This window comes from Isoptericola halotolerans, from assembly GCF_045689585.1.
In the GTDB taxonomy this organism is placed as follows: Bacteria; Actinomycetota; Actinomycetes; order Actinomycetales; family Cellulomonadaceae; genus Isoptericola; species Isoptericola halotolerans_B.
The window spans coordinates 2,255,105-2,274,725 of sequence record NZ_CP140108.1 but is presented as its reverse complement, the minus strand read 5'-3'; the positions used below and the strand labels follow the sequence as shown (position 1 = coordinate 2,274,725).

Annotated in this window: 15 protein-coding genes; 7 read left to right on the top strand and 8 right to left on the bottom strand. The window is 74.9% G+C overall.

What is annotated here, in order from left to right; genetic code table 11:
* Window positions 1-3 precede the first annotated feature (3 nt).
* From UQW22_RS10590 to UQW22_RS10580, 3 genes are read right to left on the bottom strand one after another with little or no spacing between them, the layout of a single operon-like run.
* A complete protein-coding gene (locus tag UQW22_RS10590; RefSeq protein ID WP_407316884.1) occupies window positions 4-1,605 on the bottom strand; it encodes a DUF5719 family protein in 1,602 nt (533 codons plus the stop codon).
* Window positions 1,602-4,883: a glycosyltransferase gene (locus UQW22_RS10585; protein ID WP_407316882.1), complete on the bottom strand. Its 3,282-nt coding sequence runs from the start codon at window positions 4,881-4,883 to the stop codon at window positions 1,602-1,604. The genes UQW22_RS10590 and UQW22_RS10585 overlap by 4 nt, the downstream gene beginning before the upstream one ends.
* Window positions 4,884-4,931: 48 nt before the next feature.
* Window positions 4,932-5,267: a WhiB family transcriptional regulator gene (locus UQW22_RS10580; protein ID WP_407316880.1), complete on the bottom strand. Its 336-nt coding sequence runs from the start codon at window positions 5,265-5,267 to the stop codon at window positions 4,932-4,934.
* Between the two features lie 200 nt (window positions 5,268-5,467).
* Here UQW22_RS10580 and UQW22_RS10575 point away from each other — a divergent pair, with 200 nt between their 5' ends.
* The gene (locus UQW22_RS10575; protein WP_407316878.1) at window positions 5,468-6,211 is read left to right on the top strand and encodes a TIGR03089 family protein; all 744 of its coding nucleotides are present in this window, start codon (window positions 5,468-5,470) and stop codon (window positions 6,209-6,211) included.
* A gap of 30 nt (window positions 6,212-6,241) precedes the next feature.
* Here UQW22_RS10575 and UQW22_RS10570 read toward each other — a convergent pair whose 3' ends face one another.
* Window positions 6,242-7,555, bottom strand: a complete 1,314-nt coding sequence (locus tag UQW22_RS10570; RefSeq protein WP_407316876.1) for a UDP-glucose dehydrogenase family protein — start codon at window positions 7,553-7,555, stop codon at window positions 6,242-6,244.
* Window positions 7,556-7,726: 171 nt separating this feature from the next.
* Here UQW22_RS10570 and UQW22_RS10565 point away from each other — a divergent pair, with 171 nt between their 5' ends.
* The 3 genes from UQW22_RS10565 to UQW22_RS10555 all read left to right on the top strand — a co-directional run bounded on the left by UQW22_RS10565 (window position 7,727) and on the right by UQW22_RS10555 (window position 12,758).
* Complete coding sequence (locus tag UQW22_RS10565) at window positions 7,727-9,898, top strand: N-acetylmuramoyl-L-alanine amidase (protein ID WP_407316873.1); 2,172 nt, start codon at window positions 7,727-7,729, stop codon at window positions 9,896-9,898.
* A gap of 75 nt (window positions 9,899-9,973) precedes the next feature.
* Entirely contained in the window at window positions 9,974-11,350 is a 1,377-nt protein-coding gene (locus tag UQW22_RS10560; RefSeq protein WP_407316871.1) for an LCP family protein, read from the top strand.
* 4 nt (window positions 11,351-11,354) lie between these two features.
* A complete protein-coding gene (locus tag UQW22_RS10555) occupies window positions 11,355-12,758 on the top strand; it encodes an LCP family protein (RefSeq protein ID WP_407316869.1) in 1,404 nt (467 codons plus the stop codon).
* 90 nt (window positions 12,759-12,848) lie between these two features.
* On the opposite strand, the gene purE is transcribed toward UQW22_RS10555, so the two are convergent.
* Both purE and UQW22_RS10545 read right to left on the bottom strand, forming a co-directional pair.
* Complete coding sequence (gene purE / locus UQW22_RS10550) at window positions 12,849-13,394, bottom strand: 5-(carboxyamino)imidazole ribonucleotide mutase (protein WP_407316867.1); 546 nt, start codon at window positions 13,392-13,394, stop codon at window positions 12,849-12,851.
* Window positions 13,394-14,548 (bottom strand): 5-(carboxyamino)imidazole ribonucleotide synthase, encoded by a 1,155-nt coding sequence (locus UQW22_RS10545; protein WP_407320778.1) that lies wholly within the window; start codon window positions 14,546-14,548, stop codon window positions 13,394-13,396. The genes purE and UQW22_RS10545 overlap by 1 nt, the downstream gene beginning before the upstream one ends.
* 118 nt (window positions 14,549-14,666) lie before the next feature.
* On the opposite strand from UQW22_RS10545, the gene UQW22_RS10540 reads away from it, so the two are divergent.
* Window positions 14,667-15,146, top strand: a complete 480-nt coding sequence (locus UQW22_RS10540) for a GtrA family protein (RefSeq protein ID WP_407316865.1) — start codon at window positions 14,667-14,669, stop codon at window positions 15,144-15,146.
* A gap of 168 nt (window positions 15,147-15,314) precedes the next feature.
* Here the strand turns inward: UQW22_RS10540 and UQW22_RS10535 are convergent, their stop codons facing one another.
* Both UQW22_RS10535 and UQW22_RS10530 read right to left on the bottom strand, forming a co-directional pair.
* On the bottom strand, window positions 15,315-16,658 hold the full coding sequence (locus tag UQW22_RS10535; protein WP_407316863.1) for an ATP-binding protein: 1,344 nt from the start codon (window positions 16,656-16,658) through the stop codon (window positions 15,315-15,317).
* Between the two features lie 6 nt (window positions 16,659-16,664).
* Window positions 16,665-17,351, bottom strand: coding sequence for a response regulator transcription factor (locus tag UQW22_RS10530; RefSeq protein ID WP_407316861.1), 687 nt, complete (start codon window positions 17,349-17,351; stop codon window positions 16,665-16,667).
* Between the two features lie 141 nt (window positions 17,352-17,492).
* Between UQW22_RS10530 and UQW22_RS10525 the strand changes: the two genes are divergently transcribed.
* Both UQW22_RS10525 and UQW22_RS10520 read left to right on the top strand, forming a co-directional pair.
* Window positions 17,493-18,950 carry a sensor histidine kinase gene (locus UQW22_RS10525; RefSeq protein ID WP_407316859.1) on the top strand — a complete coding sequence of 486 codons (1,458 nt, stop codon included), beginning with the start codon at window positions 17,493-17,495 and terminating at the stop codon, window positions 18,948-18,950.
* Entirely contained in the window at window positions 18,947-19,618 is a 672-nt protein-coding gene (locus UQW22_RS10520) for a response regulator (protein ID WP_407316857.1), read from the top strand. The genes UQW22_RS10525 and UQW22_RS10520 overlap by 4 nt, the downstream gene beginning before the upstream one ends.
* The last annotated feature ends 3 nt before the right edge of the window (window positions 19,619-19,621 follow it).

The following is a 19,621-nucleotide window of genomic DNA, read 5'->3' as shown; positions in this document are numbered from 1 at the left end:
GGCTCACCAGGCGTCGACACGCCGCACGGCCACGCCGCCGGGCGCGACGACGGTGGACGCAGGGTCGAGCGTGGCGACCAGGGCGCCGGGCGTCCGGGCGGCGTCGGCGGCGGTGAGCCGGACGGACCAGGCGACCGAGGCGGAGCCGGCGGCGGCATCGACCAGGACGGCGGAGGTCGCCCCGACGGCGGACGCCGGGACCTCGACGGTGCCGCCCACCGGCACGGTGACCTCCTGCGCGTCACCCACCGTGCCGTCGGCGCCCAGACCGCGGACGGTGGCGGTCAGCTCGTCGCCGGCGGGATCGGCCCCCCGCTCGGCGGGAACTCCCGTGAGCACCACGGTCGCGTCGTCCGCACCGCTCGGCAACGCCACCTGGCCCGACGTCGGCTCCTGCGGCGCGGCGATCGCCTGACCGGCGCTCCACGCGACGTCGTAGGGCGTGCCCTCGACGACGTCGTCGTCGGTCAGCTCACCCGGGACGGCGAACCGCGCGGCCCCGGTGACGGGGACGTCCGCGTCCACCACCACGGTGTAGGTCCCGGCCTCGAGACCGCCGAGCGGGACGCCGACGACGCCGCCGGCGGTGAGCGCCACCTGCTCGGCACCGCGGAGGGTCACCTGGCCCTCGGGGCCGAACACCCTCACCTGCGCGGTGCCGTCGCTCTCCGGGGCCAGCAGCCACATGGTGGCGGCGTGGTCGTCGTCGGTTGCTTCGCCCCGGCTGACGACGCCGCTGACGGCGAACGACTCCGCGGGGGCCGCTCCCGGTTCCACGAGGTCGGTCCCGGCGGGCACCAGGCCGTCGATCCCCTGGCTCTGCAGGGAGGTGGTCACGCGGGCGCCGGAGGCCCGCACGTGCACCGCGAGGCGTCGCTGCTCGGGGGCGAGCGAGTCCAGTCGTGTGACGACCTGCTCCCCCGGCGCGACGGTGAACGCGGCCTGGCCACCGACGGCGACCGGCCCCGAGGGGCCGAAGACCTCGAGGGCGACCGACGCCGGCCGCGAGCTGGGGTTCTGCACCGCGAGGAGCGCGCTGGAGCCGACCTCGCTGCTCCCGCCGACCAGCCAGTGCGAGGTGCTGGGCGCGGTGCAGGAGGCGGCGGCGAGTCCCCGCAGGTCCCCCGCCGTCGTGATGGACGCGAGCGCCGCGGCGGACCGCAGGGGGTCGACCGTCGAGGGCTGGGTGTGCAGCACCCGGACCCGGTCGGCCGTGCCGGCGGCCGTCGCGGCGTCGGGTCCGTCGACCAGCGTGTTGTCCTGGGCACCGTCCAGGTCGGTGAGGCGCGGCAGCTCGGCAGCACCGGCGACCATCGCGGCGAGGGCGGACGTCGTCTGCACGGGCGTCGCCCCGAACTGCTCGTCGCCGACGTCGGCCCCGTCCGGCAGCGCGACGGGCGCCGGGCAGGAGGAGACCAGCTCGGCGGGCTCGACGGGCACCTCCCGGGTACCGGCGTCCGACGCCGCCCGGGTGGCGCCCGTCCAGCGCCCGACCCACTGGTCCCCGACGGCGGCGGTGACACCGAGCACCGCGACCACGGCGATCGCCGAGATGGTGGCGACGACCACGCTGACGGCGCGGGCGGCACCCGCGCGGCGGCTCATCGGGCCCTCCGTCGTCCGACGGGCAGCGCCAGCAGCACGTAGACGACGAGCACGAAGCCTGCCAGGAGGTACCACGGCGGTCGGGACGGCGCGTCGTAGGAGACCTCGACGTGCCCGGCCGTCCCGCCGAGCTCGAACGCCTGGCGCCCGTCCAGCTCCACCGCGGGCAGCCGCCGGCCGTCCAGCGTGGCCCGCCAGCCGGGCCCCTCGGTCTCGGCGAGCACGAGCAGGCGGTCCTCGCCGCCGGACCCGACGCCGTCGGACGCCCGGGTCCCGTCCGCGGCGAGCGTGCGCGAGGCGACGCCGCCCGTCCCGTCGTCGGGCGGTGCGGCGAGCACCGAGGCCCAGCCGGGTGGGGGCGCGTCGTCCAGGTCCACGCGCCACAGCAGCACGCCGTCCTCGGTGACCCGGGTCAGGCCCGGCACCAGGTCGAGCGTGGTGGCCAGCTCGGGGTCCCCGTCCGGCGGGAGCTGGACCGCTCCGACGCCCAGCGCGCCGAGCCGCGGGGCGAGGTCAGGTGCCCGGCCGACGGCGACCTGGGCGACGAGCTCGTCGAGCGCGGCCACGTCGTCGCGCGCCGGCCCCGGCAGGAGACCGGCGTCACGGCCCCGCACCACGACGGAGGAGTCGAGGAGGCTGGAGCCGTCGGCGTGCAGCACCGTGTAGTCGACGACGCCGTCGGCCCGGTCGATCTGGAGCACCCGTGCGGCACGCGGCGGCGCCTGCATCTGCTGCCCGACGGCAGGCACGACGGCGGCGTCCGACACGCGCAGGTCGGCGACGACGTCACCGCGGGCGTCGTCGTACCACCACACGGCCAGCCCGGCGACCGGGACGAGGAGCGCGACGGCGGCGAGCACTCCCGCGCCGACCGGGCGCAGTCGCCCCGTCCCCGGTGGCGGGGTGGCGGCCAGGGCCGCGACACCGAGTCCCAGGAGAAGCACCGACAGGCCCGCGCCGGGCCAGCCGTGCACGGCGGTCGCCGTCCCGTCGGCGGCACGGCCGGACGCGACCGTCGTCCCCGCGGCGAGCAGCGCCGCCACGAGGCCCAGGACCGCCAGCGCGACGCCCAGCCGCGAGGCCACGACGCGGCGGCGCACGAGCAGTCCGGCCGTCGCGAGCACGAGCACCCCGGCCCCGAGCAGCCAGGGTCCCGCCGCCAGGAGGAGGCCCACCGGCCCGTCCGACGGCCCCACGCCGGCCAGCCACGCGCCCGGCTCTGTCGGCTGCCCGAGCAGGAGCATGAGCCCGTGCGGCGCCGGGGCCGCCACCGGCACGCCCGGCTCGGCGACGAGGAGACGCCAGCCGCCGTCGGACCAGGTCGCCACCGCGTGCCACCAGAACGGCAGGGGGACGACGACCGCCGGCAGCAGCACGAGCGCCAGACGCCGCCACTGGCGCCACAGGACGACGGTCCCGCCGAGGACCGCGACCACCGCGACGGGCAGCAGGACGGGGGCGGCGCAGACCGCGACGGCCAGGAGCAGACCGGCGGCCGCCGCAGCGCCGAGCGAGCCGCGCCCCACGGGATGCGCCGGCACCACGTCGCGGGCCTGCGCACCGACGGCCCGCGCCGCGGCGACGAGGACCCACGGCAGTGTCAGGTGCGCCACGAGCGCACCGACGCGCCCCGAGCCGAGGCTCTCGACGAAGCCCGGTGCTGCCGCCCAGACGAGGGCGCCGGCCGCGCGCGCCCACACCGAGCGGGTGACCGCTCCGGCCCCGAACCAGCCGCCGAGCGCCGCGAGCGGCACGGCCGCGACCAGCAAGGCGTTGACGGCGGTCTGGGCGCTGCCGCCGGCGAGAGCCGTCAGGAGGGTGACCACCAGCAGCACCGGGTCCGCGGGGGCTCCGGTGCCCAGGCCGTCACGCACCCAGCCGGACGTCGCCGCCCCGGCCGTCTGCCCGAGGTCCGCGGGGGCCGGGAGCAGTGCCCCGCCCACGATCCGGCCCCCGTCGGCCAGCGTCCCCTGCCAGGAACCGAAGGCCGCTGCCGCGACCGCGACGACGGCGACCATCACCAGCACCAGCGCCGTGCGGCGGCGCCGCGCGAGGGCGCGCAGCTCGGCCCGCTCGAGGTCGGTCGGCTGGCGGACTGACCGGTGGGCCTCCGCCCGGGCCAGCCGGGCGTCGCGCCGCTCCGCCGCGACCTGGCGCCAGCCCGCCTGCAGGGGTCGCAGCACCCGGCGCGGGAGCCGGCGTGTCCGGGCGGCCCGCCGTCGGCCCCGGACCAGCGGCACGACCCGCAGGACCGTCACGACCGGGGCGACGATCTCGTCGCGGGCCCGCGCGGGGCGCTTGAGCGCCAGCCGGTACGCCGCCGCGAACGGCGCCCACACGACCATCGCGAGCGCCGCCAGCGGCAGCAGGCCCAGCGGGACCCCGACCAGGCGCGCGTAGAGCTGGCTGCGCCGCCGGGCGTACGCGGAGGACTCGATCCCGCCGTGCGCCCGGTGGCCCCGTATCCCGCGCAACGACGCCTGGACGTGGTGGACGACGGCGTCGGGCACCACGACCACGCGGTGGCCGGCGAGCCGGGCGCGGCGGCACAGGTCGAGGCTGTCGCCGAACCGGCCGAGCTCGGGGTCGGTCCCGCCGAGGTCGCTCCACACGCTGCGCCGCACGAGCGCACCGGCGAGCCCCACGGCCAGCACGTCCTCGCGCGCGTCGTGCTGACCCTGGTCGATCTCGGTGTCGTCCACGCCGGTCGTGCGGCGGCCCAGCGGTGAGACGGTGTAGCCGACCTCGACGAGGAGGCCCGGGTGGTCGGGGTCCGGGACGGAGGCACGCCCGTCCTCGTCCGCCTGCCACCGGCGTTGCTTGCAGCCGGCGACGGCGACCGCCGCGGAGTGCTCCACGGCCCGCAGCAGGTGGCCCAGGGCGTCCGGTGCGGGGAGGGAGTCGTCGTGCAGGACCCACAGCCAGGTGGTCGGCGGCAGGTCGGCGACGGCCAGGGCACGGTCGACGGCCTCGCCGAGGGTGCGGGCGCCGGCGCCGCCCACGAACCGGCGTCCGCCCATGCGCAGGTCCGTGTGACCCGCGGTGGACTCGGTGGTGTCGACGTCGACGACCACCACGTCCTCCGGCGCGCGGTCCTGGGCGGCGACCGCGTCGAGCGTCGCCTGCAGGTAGGGCGTCCGGCCCTGGGTGACGACCACCGTCGTGACGGTGACGGCCACCCGGGCGCCGTGGCTCACGGAGGGCACGACCGACGGGGCCGCGCCGGGCGGCGCGTCCCCGTCGTGCGCGGGTGCCTGGGTCAGGTGCGAAGCAGTCATCCTGTCCGCCATGATGCGGCGAACGAGGCGGACCGCGTGGGATATCCGTCAGACGGCGCGCCGCTTGAGCTTGCGGCGCTCGCGCTCCGACAGCCCGCCCCAGATACCGAAGCGCTCGTCGTTCTCGAGGGCGTAGTCCAAACACTCGGACCGGACCTCGCAGGAGGCGCAGACCTTCTTGGCCTCGCGCGTGGACCCGCCCTTCTCGGGGAAGAAGGCCTCCGGGTCGGTCTGGGCGCACAGCGCTCGTTCCTGCCACCCCAGCAGGGTCTCGTCGTCCTCGACGACCTCCTGCCCGAACAGCGGCAGGACCGGTGCGACCCGGTCCGGCTCGCGCGTCACATCAGACGGGAAGACCTCGTCCCCGTCGAGCAAGTTCCACATGGCGTGCCCCTCCATGCCGTTCTGTCGGAAACTGCATACATGGAATTACACGCGTGTCTTTCCGGGTCGTCAAGCCGAAATGTGCTAGGTCGCCAAACTGCACCGCGTGTTCACAACTGTCTGAGGTCGAGTTGAGGTGGTTCGCCACCGCCGTGACGCACGCGAGGCCTGGTCACGGCCCTGCTCGTAGGCTGAGCCCTGTGAGCACCGCACCCACCACCGTCACCGACCTCCTCGACCGCCTCACGGCCACCGGTGGCCGTCCCGCACTGACCTGGTACGGCGACGACGGCGAGCGCATCGAGCTCTCCGGCGCCGTCCTGGGCAACTGGGTCGCCAAGACCGTGAACCTGCTCGTCGAGGAGTTCGACGCCGGGCCGGGCACCGCCGTCGTCGTCGACCTTCCGGTCGGCTGGCGCCAGACCGTGTGGTCGCTCGCCGCGGCGCGCTGCGGCGCGACGGTGACCCTGGAGGAACCGGGCGGGCCGGAGGCGCCCGACGAGCGGGACACCGCCGACGTCGTCGTCACGTCCCGGCCCGAGACCTGGTCCGGCACCACCGCCGAGCTCGTCGCCGTCGCCCTGCCCGCGCTGGCTCGCCGGTTCGACGGCGATCTCCCGGCCGACGCGATCGACGCGGCCGCGGCCGTCATGACCTACGGCGACGCCATCGGCCTCGACCCGGTCGCCGGGCGCGCACCGTCGCTGACCGTGCTGCCCGTCGTGCCGGCCGGTGACGCCGGGACCAGCGCCGGCGCACCGGGCGGCGGGCGGACGCTCGTCCGCGGCGACCGCGACGTCGCCACGGTGCTCGGCGAGACCCTCGACGTGTGGACGCGCGGCGGCTCCGTCGTCCTGACCTCCGCGGCCACCGCCCGGGAGCTCGCCGCCGACCCGGCGCGCCTCGAGCGCCTCGCCGCCACCGAGCAGATCACCCGACCGTAGCCGCCGGCCGACGTCGGCACTGGCGACCCGTCAGGCGCGGCCCAGCGCCCGGTAGCGCCAGCCGGCGGCCTCCCACGTCGCCCGGTCGAGCGCGTTGCGGCCGTCGAGCACCGTCCGGCCGGCCACGAGCTCGCCCGCCCGCACCGGGTCGAGCGAACGGAACTGCCGCCACTCGGTGAGCACCAGGACGACGTCGGCCCCCGCGAGCGCCACCTCGACGTCCTCGGTGCACGTCAGCTGCGGCGCGCGAGCCCGCGCCGTCGGGACCGCCTGCGGGTCGGTGACGACGACGTCGGCACCCGCGGCGTCGAGCCGGGCGGCGACGTCGAGGGCCGGCGAGTCGCGCACGTCGTCGCTCTCCGGCTTGAACGCCGCACCCAGCACCGCCACGCGACGGCCGGCCACCGACCCGCCGAGCACCTCGGCCGTGAGCTCCACCATCCGCGCGCGACGGCGGTTGTTGATGCGGTCCACCTCGCCCAGGAACGCCACCGCCTCCCCGGCACCCAGCTCGTCCGCGCGGGCGGTGAACGCCCGGATGTCCTTGGGCAGGCAGCCCCCGCCGAACCCCAGCCCGGCGTTGAGGAAGGAGCGCCCGATCCGCGCGTCGTGCCCGATCGCGTCCGCGAGCTGGGTCACGTCCCCACCCGCGACCTCGCACAGCTCCGCCATCGCGTTGATGAACGAGATCTTCGTCGCCAGGAACGAGTTCGCCGCGACCTTCACCAGCTCGGCCGTCGGGTAGTCCGCCAGGATCCGGGGCACGCCCTCGGCCAGCGGGCCCGCGTAGACCTCGTCGAGCAGCGCCGCGGCCCGCTCCCCCGCCTCGCCGGCCGGCACCCCGTACACGATCCGGTCCGGGTGCAGCGTGTCGTCCACCGCGTGCCCCTCGCGGAGGAACTCCGGGTTCCAGGCGAGCACGGCGTGCGGCTCCGCGGCGGTGACGACGGCGGCCAGCCGCTCCGCCGTGCCGACAGGGACCGTCGACTTGCCCACCACGACGTCGCCCGGCGCCAGATGCGGCAGGAGGGAGGCCACGGCCGCGTCCACGAACCGCAGGTCCGCGGCCGGCGAGTCGGCCGACTGCGGGGTGCCCACGCACACGAAGTGCACCGAGCACCCGGCCACCGCGCCCACGTCGGTGCCCACCCGGAGGCGTCCACCCCGCATGACGTCGGCCAGCAGCGCGTCGAACCCGGGCTCGTAGAAGGGCGTCTTGCCGAGCGCCAGTGCCGCGACCTTCTCGGCGTCGACGTCGACGCCCACGACGTCGTGGCCGGACGCCGCGAGCGCCGCGGCGTGGACGGCACCGAGATAGCCCAGCCCGATCACCGAGATCCGCATGCTCGCGAGTCTAGGGACGCCGGACGCCGCCGGGGAGAGCCAGGAGCGAATCCGAGGTGGCCCGGAGATGAAATCTCGCGGCGCGGGCCGCGTGGTCCGACATGCCGCCTGGATCCTGATCCGCCCGTTGTCGCCCTGCGCAACAGCTCGAGCGACCGTAGCGTGCTCGGTGTGACACGCGCCACCCGCTCTCGGAGCCGTACCGTCCTCGCGTCCGGCGTCGCCGGGCTCCTCACGTTCGCCCTGGCCGTCCCGCCGGGCGCCCAGGCCGATCCGCTGGTCGCCGGTGCTCCCGTCCAGCAGGACGCCGCGGCGGTGGCCGCCGTCCAGAAGGCTCCCGAGGAGGCCGACGACCCGACCGACGGTGCCGCCCGGCCCGTCGCGCCCGACGCCGAGGAGGCCGAGTTCGCCCCGGCCGAGGGCGACGCGGCGCGTGTCCAGGAGTCGTCGCCGACCGACGACGCCGACGAGGAAGCTCCCGAGGACGCCGACGGCGAGGAGCCCGAGGACGCCACCCCGCTGGTCACCCCCGGCACCGTGGAGCCGCAGGTTGCGACCGCGGACGCGACCGGGTTCGCCGTCGTGGGCGTCACCTGGAGCGGGGACGTCGCCGAGGACGCCCTCGTCGTCGAGGTGCGCACGAGCGAGGACCCCGACGCACCTGCCGACGCCGACGACGGCTGGGACGCCTGGGAGGAGGTGTCCGCGGAGCCCTCGCCCGACGGGACGCTCGACGGGACCGAACCGGTCGTCGTCGGCGACGTCGCCCGCGTCCAGGCACGGGTCACCGGCTCCGCGCCGGTCCGCGACCTCACGCTGACCGTCGTCGACCCGGGAACCTCCGGCGCCGACGACGACGTGCCCACCCCGCCGCAGGGCACCTCGCCCGGTGGGACCGCCGTCGCGGCCGCCGCCGTGCCGGACCGGCCCACGATCTCCTCGCGCAAGGCCTGGGGCGCCGACGAGTCGATCATGACGTGGACGCCGCGCCAGGGTTCGATCCGCGGGGCCGCCATCCACCACACCGCCGGCACCAACAGCTACTCGAAGTCCGACGTGCCGCGCATCATCCGCGGGATCTACGCGTACCACGCCCAGACCCGGGACTGGGGCGACATCGGCTACAACTTCGTCGTCGACAAGTTCGGCCGCGTCTGGGAGGGCCGGGCCGGGGGCATCACCCGCCAGACGATCGGCGGGCACGCCCGGGGGTACAACACGAACTCCACCGGCATCTCCGTGCTCGGCAACTACGAGACCACCACCGTCTCCAGCGCGGCCGTGACCGCCGTCGTCGAGGTGGCCGCCTGGAAGCTCGCCCTGCACGGTGTGCCCGCCACCGGCTCGACCACCATCAACGGCACCCGCGAGCAGCGCATCTTCGGGCACCGGGACGTCGCCTCGACCGCCTGCCCCGGGCGCACCCTCTACGCGAAGATGGGCGAGATCCGCCGTCGGGCCGACGCCCTGCAGGACCGGGCTGCGGCGTCCCAGGCGCCGAAGGTCGCCGACGGCACGTTCGTCGAGAACCCCAACGGCAACCTCGCGATGGTCGAGAAGGGCCGCAAGCACGTCGCCTACTGCTCCGTGGTCGAGGAGTTCGGGGAAAGCTGCCACCGGGCCACGAAGGTGACCAGGGAGCAGTGGAAGGCGCTCGTGCCCGGAGGCCGTCTGCAACGCACCGTCAAGACGACGGACGGACGGCTGTACCGGATCGTCAACGGCAAGAAGCGCGAAGCGTTCGACATGAGGTCGCTCGAACGGGTGAACAAGAAGACCAAGGTCGTCACCCTGCACGCGAACGCCCTGAGGGACCTGCGCTACGGCAGCCCGATCGTGCGCGCCGGGGTGGTCGTGGTGAACCGCAGCAACGGCAACCACCGGCTCGTGGTGAAGGGGCGCAAGCACGGGTACCTCGGTTCCGCGCTGCGTGAGCGCACGCCCCTGAAGTACGTCGAGCGCGGACGGCTCGACGGCGAGAGCGTGTCCCGCATCCCCAAGGTCACGAAGACGACGGGCGTCATCAAGCGCTCGAACGGCCGGCAGTTCCTGGTGACCACCCGCGGACTGCTGTGGATCGACGACACGGGTCGCCTGCGGTCGTCCGCCAAGACCCAGAGCTGGGGCACGCTGCCCATGGAGGCGCTCCCCCGGATCAAGGGCAAGCCCGACGTCGTGGTCCTCAAGGTGCGCAACAAGAGCCAGCTCTACGTCCTGCGTGACGGGATGCTCCGGCCCGTGTCGAAGGCGCGCGCCCGGCAGATCAACGGCGGCACGACGCCCCGGGTCCATGTCATCCTCAAGCTCACGAAGCAGCAGCTCCCCGTCGGTTCACGGCTCTGACCCTCACAGGACCTCTACCTCATCGGACCCGCGCGACCCTAGGACCGACGGTCGGGGCATCTATGCTCACCTCTTGTGAACCACACGCCAGCCCGCCACGTCGCCCCGCGGCAGGCCCCGACCCGGGGGCCCGCGCACGCGAGGTCGCTGCGACGGCACTCGGTGGTCCGCGCGGTCGGGATGGTGGCGACCGCGGTCGTCGCCTTCGCGGGCGTCGGCGCCGCGACGGCCGCCGTCACGCTCACCGGCAACATCCGGACCGTCGACGCCGACGCCGCGCTCGGGACCGACCGTCCCGAGGTGGTCGCGCCCGAGGACCCGTCCGCCGGCTCACCGCTGAACATCCTGCTGCTGGGCTCGGACTCCCGCGGCGGTGACAACGCCGACGTCGTCGGCGACGGCGTGTCCGGCGCGCGGTCCGACACCACGATGGTCATGCACCTCTCCGCCGACCGCTCGCGCGTCGAGCTGATGTCCATCCCCCGTGACACCACGATCGACGTGCCCGCCTGCCCGACGTCCTCCGGTGGCGAGACCGCGCCGATGTACGGCGTGAAGTTCAACGCCGCCTTCGCGCAGGGCGTCATGACCGGCGGCGACGTCGAGTCGGGCGCGCTGTGCACGATGAAGGCGATCGAGACGATCTCCGACGTGTTCATGGACGGGTTCATCGTCGTGGACTTCGCCGGGTTCGAGAACATGATCGAGTCGCTCGGCGGCGTCGAGATGTGCATCCCGAACGACATCTCCTCCAAGAAGGCGGACAACCTGGTGCTCGAGGCCGGGATGCAGACGCTCGACGGCGAGACCGCCCTGAAGTACGCCCGCGCCCGGACAGGCGAGGGTCTCGGCGACGGCTCCGACATCGGCCGCATCGGCCGGCAGCAGGAGCTCATGGCCGCCCTCGCCCGGACGGTGCTGGGCCAGAACCTGCTGACCGACTCGCCGCAGCTCCTGCAGTTCCTGGGTGCCGTGACCGGCTCGCTGACGATGAGCAGCAACCTGGGCTCGATGCAGGGACTCGCCGGGCTCGCGTACAGCGCGCGCGGCGTGCGGCCTGACACCATCGCCTTCATGACGGTCCCGTGGCAGTACGACCCGTCGAACCCGAACAACGTGGTCCTCACCGAGGAGGCCACGACGGTGTTCGACAACCTGAGGAACGACCGTCCCCTCAGCGACGTGATCGAGGAGCCGAAGGACGAGGCGAGCAAGGACGGCGGCGGCGAGGACGCGAGCGACGACGGCACGGAGAAGACCTCCGAGGACGAGTCCGCCGAGGAGGCTCCCGAGCCCTCCGAGGACGAGCCGGCCGCCGACGAGACCGAGGAGCCGACCACCGAGACCGCCGCGGAGGACGAGTCCGCGGACGAGGAGCCGGAGCCCGCCGAGACCCGTGAGGCCGGCGAGGAGGCCTTCACCAGTGCCGACGTGACCTCGGTCTGCGGGTGATCGCATGACGGACGAACGACGGATCCCGCCGAGCTTCACGCCCACCGGCGGCCGGGGCTCCCGGCCCCAGCAGACGGGCGACGCCATCTCTGTCGGCGGTCCCGCGTCCGCCCAGCCCCGACCGGGAGGACGCGTCGGGCGACGCGACGACGCCGTGCCGATGGAACCGCGCGAGCCGCGGGTGCGCCGCCAGTCGTCCCGCGAGATCCCCGTGACACCGCCGCAGCGACGCTCGGCCGCCCCGACGCGCCAGCCGCAGTCCTACGCGCCCGCGGTGGGCAGCTCCCGCACCACCCGGACGTCCCGGCCGACGACGGCACCCCCCGCGGGCGACTCCGGCACCCGGGTGATGCCCGCCCGGCAACGGCCCGGCGCCGCCCCGCCCGCCACGCACGGGGCCGGGGGCTCCGGCGGGTCCTCGGGTCGTCGCGCCGCTCCGGTCCCGGCAGGCGGCGGACCCGGCGGTATCCGGGTGCGCAAGGGCCGGGTCGCGGGCCTGGCGTTCCTGCTCGTGCTCGTCCTGCTGCTCGCCTGGCCGATCGGCCTGGTCATCTGGGCCGACGGCCAGATCCAGCACACCGACGCCCTCTCCGACGCCGAGGGCACACCCGGGACGACCTACCTGCTCGCAGGATCGGACGCCCGCGGCTCGGGCGGCGTCGACGACGAGACCTCGGGTGCCCGCACCGACACCATCATGGTGCTGCACAAGCCGCAGAGCGGCCCCGCCGCGCTGATCTCCATCCCTCGCGACACCTACGCCGAGATCCCGGGCAACGGCATGAGCAAGATCAACGCCGCCTACGCCTGGGGCGGCGCCCCCCTGCTGGTCGAGACGGTCGAGGGGCTGAGCGGGCTCACGGTCGACCACTATGCCGAGGTCGGCTTCGGCAGCCTCGAGGAGATCGTCGACGCGGTCGGCGGTGTCGAGCTGTGCCTCGACTACGACGTGGACGACCCGAAGTCCGAGCTGGTCTGGGAAGCCGGGTGCCACCAGGCCGACGGCGCGACGGCGCTCGCGTTCTCACGGATGCGCTACTCCGACCCGAAGGGCGACATCGGCCGCGCCGAGCGCCAGCAGCAGGTCATCGCCGCCATCGCCGACACGGCGGTCCAGCCGAGCGTGCTGGCCAACCCGCTCGACCAGGTCCAGCTCGTCGGCGCCGGGACGGACGCCCTGGTCGTCGACGAGAGCACGGGGATCATCGACCTCGGCCGGCTCGCCCTCGCCTTCAAGGCCGCGACGGGCCCCGACGGCGTCACGGGCACCCCGCCGATCGCCGACCCCGGCTACAACCCCGGCAACGGCGTCGGCTCGACCGTGCTGCTCTCCGAGGACGCCGACCAGTTCTGGGTCGACGTGCGCGACGGCGAGCTGGAGCCCGGGTCGACCGTCGGCGGCCTCTGACCGCGAGGTAGCGCACCACGGCACGAGATAGCGCAGGAGACCGCGAGGTAGCGCACCCGGAGGGCCCGCGCTACCTCGGCAGGTCGAGCGCTACCTCGTCGTGAAGCCGGTGGACGCAGCGCCGCGCCGGCTCGCGCGCAGGCGCTCGCCCTTGGCGTGCGCGACGTCGCGCAGCTCCGCCTGGAACGCCACCATGCGTTCCCGCAGCGCCAGCGACGCCGCGTCGGTGCCGGCGCCCAGGATCTGCGCGGCGAGCAGCCCGGCGTTGCGGGCACCACCGATCGAGACCGTCGCGACCGGCACACCGGCCGGCATCTGCACGATCGACAGCAACGAGTCCATCCCGTCAAGGTGCTTGAGGGGGACCGGCACGCCGATCACGGGCAGCGGGGTCACCGCCGCGAGCATCCCTGGCAGGTGCGCCGCTCCCCCGGCCCCGGCGACGATCACCCGGATCCCGCGGTCCGCGGCCTCGCGGCCGTAGTCGATCATCTCCGTCGGCATCCGGTGCGCGGACACGACGTCCACCTCGCTGGGGACCCCCAGCTCGTCGAGAGCCTCCGCCGCGGCCTGCATGACCGGCCAGTCGGAGTCGGACCCCATGACGATCCCGACGACGGGCTCGTTGTCGCTCATCAGCTCTCCTCGATCCTCTCGCCGCGCAGCAGGGCCGCCGCGGCCAGCGCCCGACGGCGGACCTCGTCCAGGTCATCACCGCTCACGTTCACGTGGCCCAGCTTGCGGCCCGGGCGGATGCCCTTGCCGTACAGGTTGACGCGCGCCTCCGGAAACCGCGCGCCGAGCTCCGGCAGCGCGTCCGTCAGCCGACCGAGCGTGGAACCGAGCACGTTGGCCATGACGGTCCAGCGCGCCGTCGGCTCCGTGGCACCGAGCGGCAGGTCCAGCACGGCACGCAGGTGCTGCTCGAACTGGCTCGTCACCGCGCCGTCGATGGTCCAGTGGCCGGAGTTGTGCGGGCGCATCGCGAGCTCGTTGACCAGCACCTCCGGGCCTGCGTCGTCGCCCTGGACCTCGAACATCTCGACGGCGAGGACGCCGGTGACGTCGAGGCCCTCGGCGATCCGGACGGCCACGGCGCGCGCTCGCTCGGCCATCGCGGGATCGAGCGCGGGCGCCGGGGCGATCACCTCGGCGCACACGCCGTCGCGCTGGATCGACTCCACCACCGGCCAGGTACGGACCTCGCCGGAGGGGCGACGCGCCACCAGCACGGCGAGCTCACGGGTGAACGGCACCTTGTCCTCGACGAGCAGCTCGGGGCCGCCGGCGACGTGCGCGGTGACCCAGTCGTCCGCCTCGGCAGCCGTGGCGACCACCCGCACGCCCTTGCCGTCGTAGCCGCCGCGCGCGGTCTTGACGACCGCCTCGCCGCCCGGCGCCGCACGCAGGAACTCCGTCAGCGACCGGCGGGCCGCGTCCGGGTCCGGGGGCAGCGCCGCCCAGCGCGGGCACGGAGCCCCCAGCGCGGTGAGCCGACGGCGCATGACGATCTTGTCCTGCGCCTGCACGAGGGCGGCCGGCCCCGGCCGCACCGGCGTGCCGGCGTCGGCCAGCTCGGCGAGCAGCGCGTTCGGCACGTGCTCGTGCTCGAAGGTGAGGACGTCCGCCGCAGGGCGCCCGTCCGTCGGGGCCACCAGCGCACGGATCGCGGCGTCGTCGGACGCGTCGCCCACCGGGGCGTCGACGACGACCTGGGCGGCCGCCGTCGTCGGGTCCTCGACGAGCACGCGCAGGTGCACACCGAGCTCGGCAGCGGGCGCGGCCATCATGCGGGCGAGCTGGCCGCCACCGACGACGGCGACCACGGGCGGGACGGAGGTGTCGCTGGCACTGGGTGGGGATGTCACGGACGTCGAGGATACCGGCCGGGCCGATAGGGTGGCCCGCATGTCTCGCCCCCCGGCCCCGGCCGTCCCGGTCCGGTGGCCCACCCGGCTGGTCGTCGGTGCGTGGGGCCGCCGTGGCGAGCTCCTGCGGTTCGGGTCCGTCGGCGCCCTGGCATTCGTGGTGGACCTGGCCGTGTTCAACCTCATGCTGCACGGGCCGGTCGACGTCCTGGCGCACAAGCCGATCACGGTGCGGGTCATCGCCGCGGCCGTCGCGACGCTCGTCGCCTGGATCGGCAACCGGTACTGGACCTTCGCCGCCCGGCGCACCCGGCGCCGAGGGCGCGAGCTCTTGGAGTTCGCGGCGGTGAACGTCGGCGGGCTGGCGATCTCCGCCGGGTGCCTGGCCGTGTCCCGCTACGTGCTGGGGCTCGACTCGCCGCTCGCCGACAACGTGGCCGCGAACGGCGTCGGGCTCGTGCTGAGCACCGCGTTCCGCTATGTCATGTACCGCACCGTCGTCTTCCGTGGCGACGACTGACCCCGCGCTGTGGGGAGGAGATCTACCGTCTGCGCGCATCCAGACTCGTAGTTTTCATACCCACAACGAAGGGGGCGGGTCAGCCTTCGGCCCCTTCGCTCGGCAGACCCTGCACTCCGCTGCCGGCGTGACCTCGTCCCTCTGCCCCACCGTCCGCTGCGCTCCGGGTCAGCCCTCGTGGTGGTGGAGCCAGCCACGGCGGCGACCGCGCGACGAGATCGTCGACCCCGGCGGCAGCACCACGCTCGGGTCGAGCGTCCGCGGCACCCCCACGAGGAAGATGCGGAACACCGGGGGCCGGCGCTGCGCGAGCTCGAGCCGCCCCCCGTCCGCGGCCACCAGGTCCCGCGCCAGCGCCAGCCCGAGACCCGTGCTGCCGCCCGTCGTCGCGCCACGCTCGAAGATCCGGGGAGCGATCTCGTCCTGGACGCCCGGGCCCTCGTCCGACACCTCCAGCGCCACGGCACCCTTGGGGCCGGACGGCTTGGACCGGACCGTCGTGGTGCCGTCGCCGTACTTCAGCGAGTTCTCCAGGAGTGTCGCGATCACCTGCGCCAAGGCGCCCGGTGTCGCCAGGACACGGTGGTCCGCGGCGACGTCGACCACGAGCGTCCGGCCCGCCGTGCGGAACGTCTCCGCCCACTCCTCCTCCTGCTGGCGCACGACGTCGAGCAGCGTGACCGCCTCGGTGGTCCCACCGGTCGACCGGCGGGACGTCGAGAGCAGGTCGTCGACCACCGTGACCAGGCGCTCCACCTGCTCCAGCGAGACCCTCGCCTCCTCGACGACGTCGTCCTCGGAGCTGGTCAGCATGATCTCCTCGAGGCGCATCGTCAGGGCCGTCAGCGGGGTGCGGAGCTGGTGGGAGGCGTCCTGAGCGAACTGGCGCTCCGCGGCGAGCCGGCCGGCGAGCCGGTCGGCGCTGCGCGCCAGCTCGGCCGCGACCAGGTCGATCTCCTCCACCCCCGACGGCTCGAGGCTCGGACGGACCTGACCGGACCCGAGCTGTTCCGCCGAGGCGGCGAGGTACACGAGCGGTGCGGAGAGCCGGTTCGCCTGCCACACCGCCATCGCCACACCCGCGGCGATCGCCACGACCCCCGCCACCACGACGAGGGCGACGATCTGGGCCGCCTTGATGTAGGCACCCCAGGCCGACACCTCGAAGGACACCGACGCCCGCTCGGTGGTCTGCACCGCGAGGAAGAGGGTCGGCTCGCGCAGCTCGCCGCCGTAGGTGAGCTGCTCGCCGTCGGGCAGGCTCACCGTGATGCGCGCCGGCAGGTCGCCGTCACGCCCCTCGGCGGCGCGCTGGAGCTGCTCCTCCGTGGGGCTCTCCCCGCGCTCGACCGCACGGTCGACGGTCCGGGCGAACGTGTCGAGCCGGTCGGAGAGCCGCCGCTCCTCGGTGGCGACGACGTACTGCGCGCCGAAGATGCCCAGGGGGACGCCGAGCAGGACGACGGCGACGGCGACCGCGGAGATCGTCGCCAGCAGGACGCGACGGCGCACCGGAGGTCAGGCCTGCTGGCCGAGCTCGAACCGGAAGCCGAGGCCCCGGACCGTGGAGACGTAGCGCGGTGCGTTCGCGTCGTCGCCGAGCTTGCGGCGCAGCCAGGAGACGTGCATGTCGAGCGTCTTCGTCGACCCGACGGGGTCCGAGCCCCACACGTCACGCATGAGCGTGTCCCGCACGACGACGGAGCCCGCGTTGCCCACGAGCACCCTGAGCAGGTCGAACTCCTTCGTGGTCAGGTGCAGCTCGCGCTCGCCCTGGAACGCCCGGTGGGCCGCGACGTCGACGCGCACGTCCTGCGCGCGCAGCTCCTCGTCGTCCGCGGTCTCGCCGTGCGTGCGACGCAGCAGCGCCCGCACGCGAGCGAGCAGCTCGGCGAGCCGGAACGGCTTCGTCACGTAGTCGTCGGCACCGGCGTCCAGGCCGACGACGAGGTCCACCTCGTCGGCGCGAGCGGTCAGCACGAGGATGGGGGTGCTCAGGCCCCGGCCGCGGATCTCTCGCGCGACGTCGAGGCCGTCGATGTCCGGCAGGCCGAGGTCCAGGACGACGATGTCCGCGTCCCCGGCGTTGTCGATCGCTCCTTGACCGGTCCCTTGCACGACGACGTCGTAACCCTCACGTGTGAGAGCCCGCGCCAAAGGCTCGGCAATCGCCGGGTCGTCCTCGGCCAGCAGTACGTGGGTCATTCCCTCATGCTAGCGGCAATATCCCTGGTCCCGGCACGTCACGACACGGCGATCTCGTCAGTCCCAGGTGGCATGTCAGGATCTCCCGCGTCCCCCTGGGGGCGGACGCGCAGCACCGCCGACCTGCCTACCCTGACAGCCATGGGTTGGTCCGCGCGAGTCGCCGGGTGGTTCGAGCGCCACCGGTTCGCCGTCGACGCCACCGGCACGGCGTTCTTCGCCGTCTTCGTCGCCGGCACGGCCGCGGCGTGGGACGGCTCGGGTACCCGGACGGCCTCCGTCCTCGCCTGGTCGCTGGCCACCGTCGCGCCGCTGGCCTGGCGGCGCACCCGGCCCGTGGCGTCGGCGGTCGCCGTCTACGCCGTGGCCCTCGCGCACCTGCTCGTCGGCCACCCCCTCCTCGTCCCCGCCGACTTCGCCGTCCTCGCCGCGCTGTGGGCCGTCACCGTCTACGGCCCGGGCTGGGCGCACACGACGGCCATCATCTCGACCGTCGTGGGCTCGTTCCTCATCGGTCCGGTCGTGGCGGTGCAGGAGCAGAGCACGGCACTCCTCCCTCAGCTCGCCTCTCTCAGCCTGTTCTGCACCCTCCTGGGTCTCGCCGTGTGGGCGCTCGCCCTCGTCCGCCGTCAACGACGGGTCACCCTCGACGCCCTGCGCGACCGCGCCGAACGTCTCGAGCTCGAGCACGACCAGCAGGCCCGCATCGCCACCGCCGCCGAGCGCGCACGCATCGCCCGTGAGATGCACGACATCGTGGCGCACTCGCTGTCCATCGTCGTGGCGCAGGCCGACGGCGGCCGGTACGCAGCCACGAACGACCCCGCGGCCGCCGTGCGCGCCCTCGACGTGATCTCCGAGACCGGGCGGGCGGCGCTCGCCGACATGCGCCGGCTGCTCGGCGTCCTGCGGGAGGACGACAGCGGCCCCGGCCCCTCGGCCCCCTGGCAGGAAGGCGGCGGGGTGACGACGGGCCACGGCACGCACCCCACGGCACCCGGGCGGGCACGGCGCGCGGACGGCAGCCCCTCCGCCGACGGCGCGGCCCGGACGGGCGACGCCTCGGCCGCCACGGTGCCGCCCGGGCGGGCGCCGTCGTCGGGTACCGCTCCCCTCGCCCCGCAGCCCGACGACGCCGACCTGACGACCCTCGTGGCGCAGGCGCGCGACGCCGGGACGCGCGTCTCCATGGTGCGCGTCGGTGTCGCGCGACGCCTGCCGCCCGGAGCGGGGCTGACGCTGCACCGGGTCACGCAGGAGGCACTGAGCAACGTGCGCAAGCACGCCGGACCCGACCCGCGCGTGACCGTCGTGCTGCGCTGGGAGGCCGAGTCCGTCACGGTCGAGGTCGCGGACGACGGCCGCGGCGCGGCCGCCGGCGACGGCGAGGCGGGCTTCGGGCTGCTCGGGATGCGCGAGCGCGCCGCGATGTTCGGCGGCTCGGTGACGGCGGGCCCGCGCCCCGGTGGCGGCTGGCGGGTACGGTTCACGATGCCGGTGCCCGCCGCCCCCACGGTCCCCTCCGCGGCCGCAGGAGGTCCGGCGTCCCCCGTGCCGCCGGTGCATCCGGGCGCCCCCGACGACAAGGAGCCCGCATGACCGACGCCGTGAAGGTCGCGCTCGTCGACGACCAGCAGCTCGTGCGGGCCGGCTTCCGGATGGTCATCGACTCCCAGCCCGACCTCACCGTGGCGGTGGAGGCGTCCGACGGGGCGCAGGCGCTGCGCCTCCTCGCCGACCACCCCGTCGACGTCGTGCTCATGGACGTGCGCATGCCCACCATGGACGGCCTCACGGCGACCGGGCGGCTGACCGCACGACCGGACGCGCCGCGTGTCGTCGTGCTGACCACCTTCGACCTCGACGAGTACGTCCTCGAGGCGATCCGGGCAGGGGCCTCGGGATTCCTGCTCAAGGACGCCCCGCCCGAGGAGATGCTGGCCGCCATCCGGACCGTGCACCGCGGCGACGCCGTCATCGCGCCCTCGTCCACCCGCCGGCTGCTGGAGCACCTCGTCACCGCCCTGCCCACGACGGCGGCCGGCCCGACGCACCAGGCGCTCGGCGGGCTCACCGAGCGCGAGCGCGAGGTGCTGGTCCTCATGGCGCGGGGGCAGTCGAACACCGAGATCGCCGCCGAGCTGTTCGTCGCCGAGGCGACGGTCAAGACGCACGTCGGGCGTGTCCTGGCCAAGCTCGGTGCCCGCGACCGGGTGCAGGCCGTGGTCACCGCCTACGAGACCGGCCTGGTGCGCCCCGGTTCCTAGTGC

Bases quoted from the DNA above. Each gene is read 5' to 3' on its own strand.
- purE (WP_407316867.1), bottom strand. From the start codon at position 13,394: ATGAGCGACAACGAGCCCGTCGTCGGGATCGTCATGGGGTCCGACTCC.
- UQW22_RS10555 (WP_407316869.1), top strand. From the start codon at position 11,355: ATGACGGACGAACGACGGATCCCGCCGAGCTTCACGCCCACCGGCGGC.
- UQW22_RS10570 (WP_407316876.1), bottom strand. From the start codon at position 7,555: ATGCGGATCTCGGTGATCGGGCTGGGCTATCTCGGTGCCGTCCACGCC.
- UQW22_RS10530 (WP_407316861.1), bottom strand. From the start codon at position 17,351: ATGACCCACGTACTGCTGGCCGAGGACGACCCGGCGATTGCCGAGCCT.
- UQW22_RS10585 (WP_407316882.1), bottom strand. From the start codon at position 4,883: ATGACTGCTTCGCACCTGACCCAGGCACCCGCGCACGACGGGGACGCG.
- UQW22_RS10545 (WP_407320778.1), bottom strand. From the start codon at position 14,548: ATGATGGCCGCGCCCGCTGCCGAGCTCGGTGTGCACCTGCGCGTGCTC.
- UQW22_RS10580 (WP_407316880.1), bottom strand. From the start codon at position 5,267: ATGTGGAACTTGCTCGACGGGGACGAGGTCTTCCCGTCTGATGTGACG.
- UQW22_RS10540 (WP_407316865.1), top strand. From the start codon at position 14,667: ATGTCTCGCCCCCCGGCCCCGGCCGTCCCGGTCCGGTGGCCCACCCGG.
- UQW22_RS10590 (WP_407316884.1), bottom strand. From the start codon at position 1,605: ATGAGCCGCCGCGCGGGTGCCGCCCGCGCCGTCAGCGTGGTCGTCGCC.
- UQW22_RS10525 (WP_407316859.1), top strand. From the start codon at position 17,493: ATGGGTTGGTCCGCGCGAGTCGCCGGGTGGTTCGAGCGCCACCGGTTC.
- UQW22_RS10520 (WP_407316857.1), top strand. From the start codon at position 18,947: ATGACCGACGCCGTGAAGGTCGCGCTCGTCGACGACCAGCAGCTCGTG.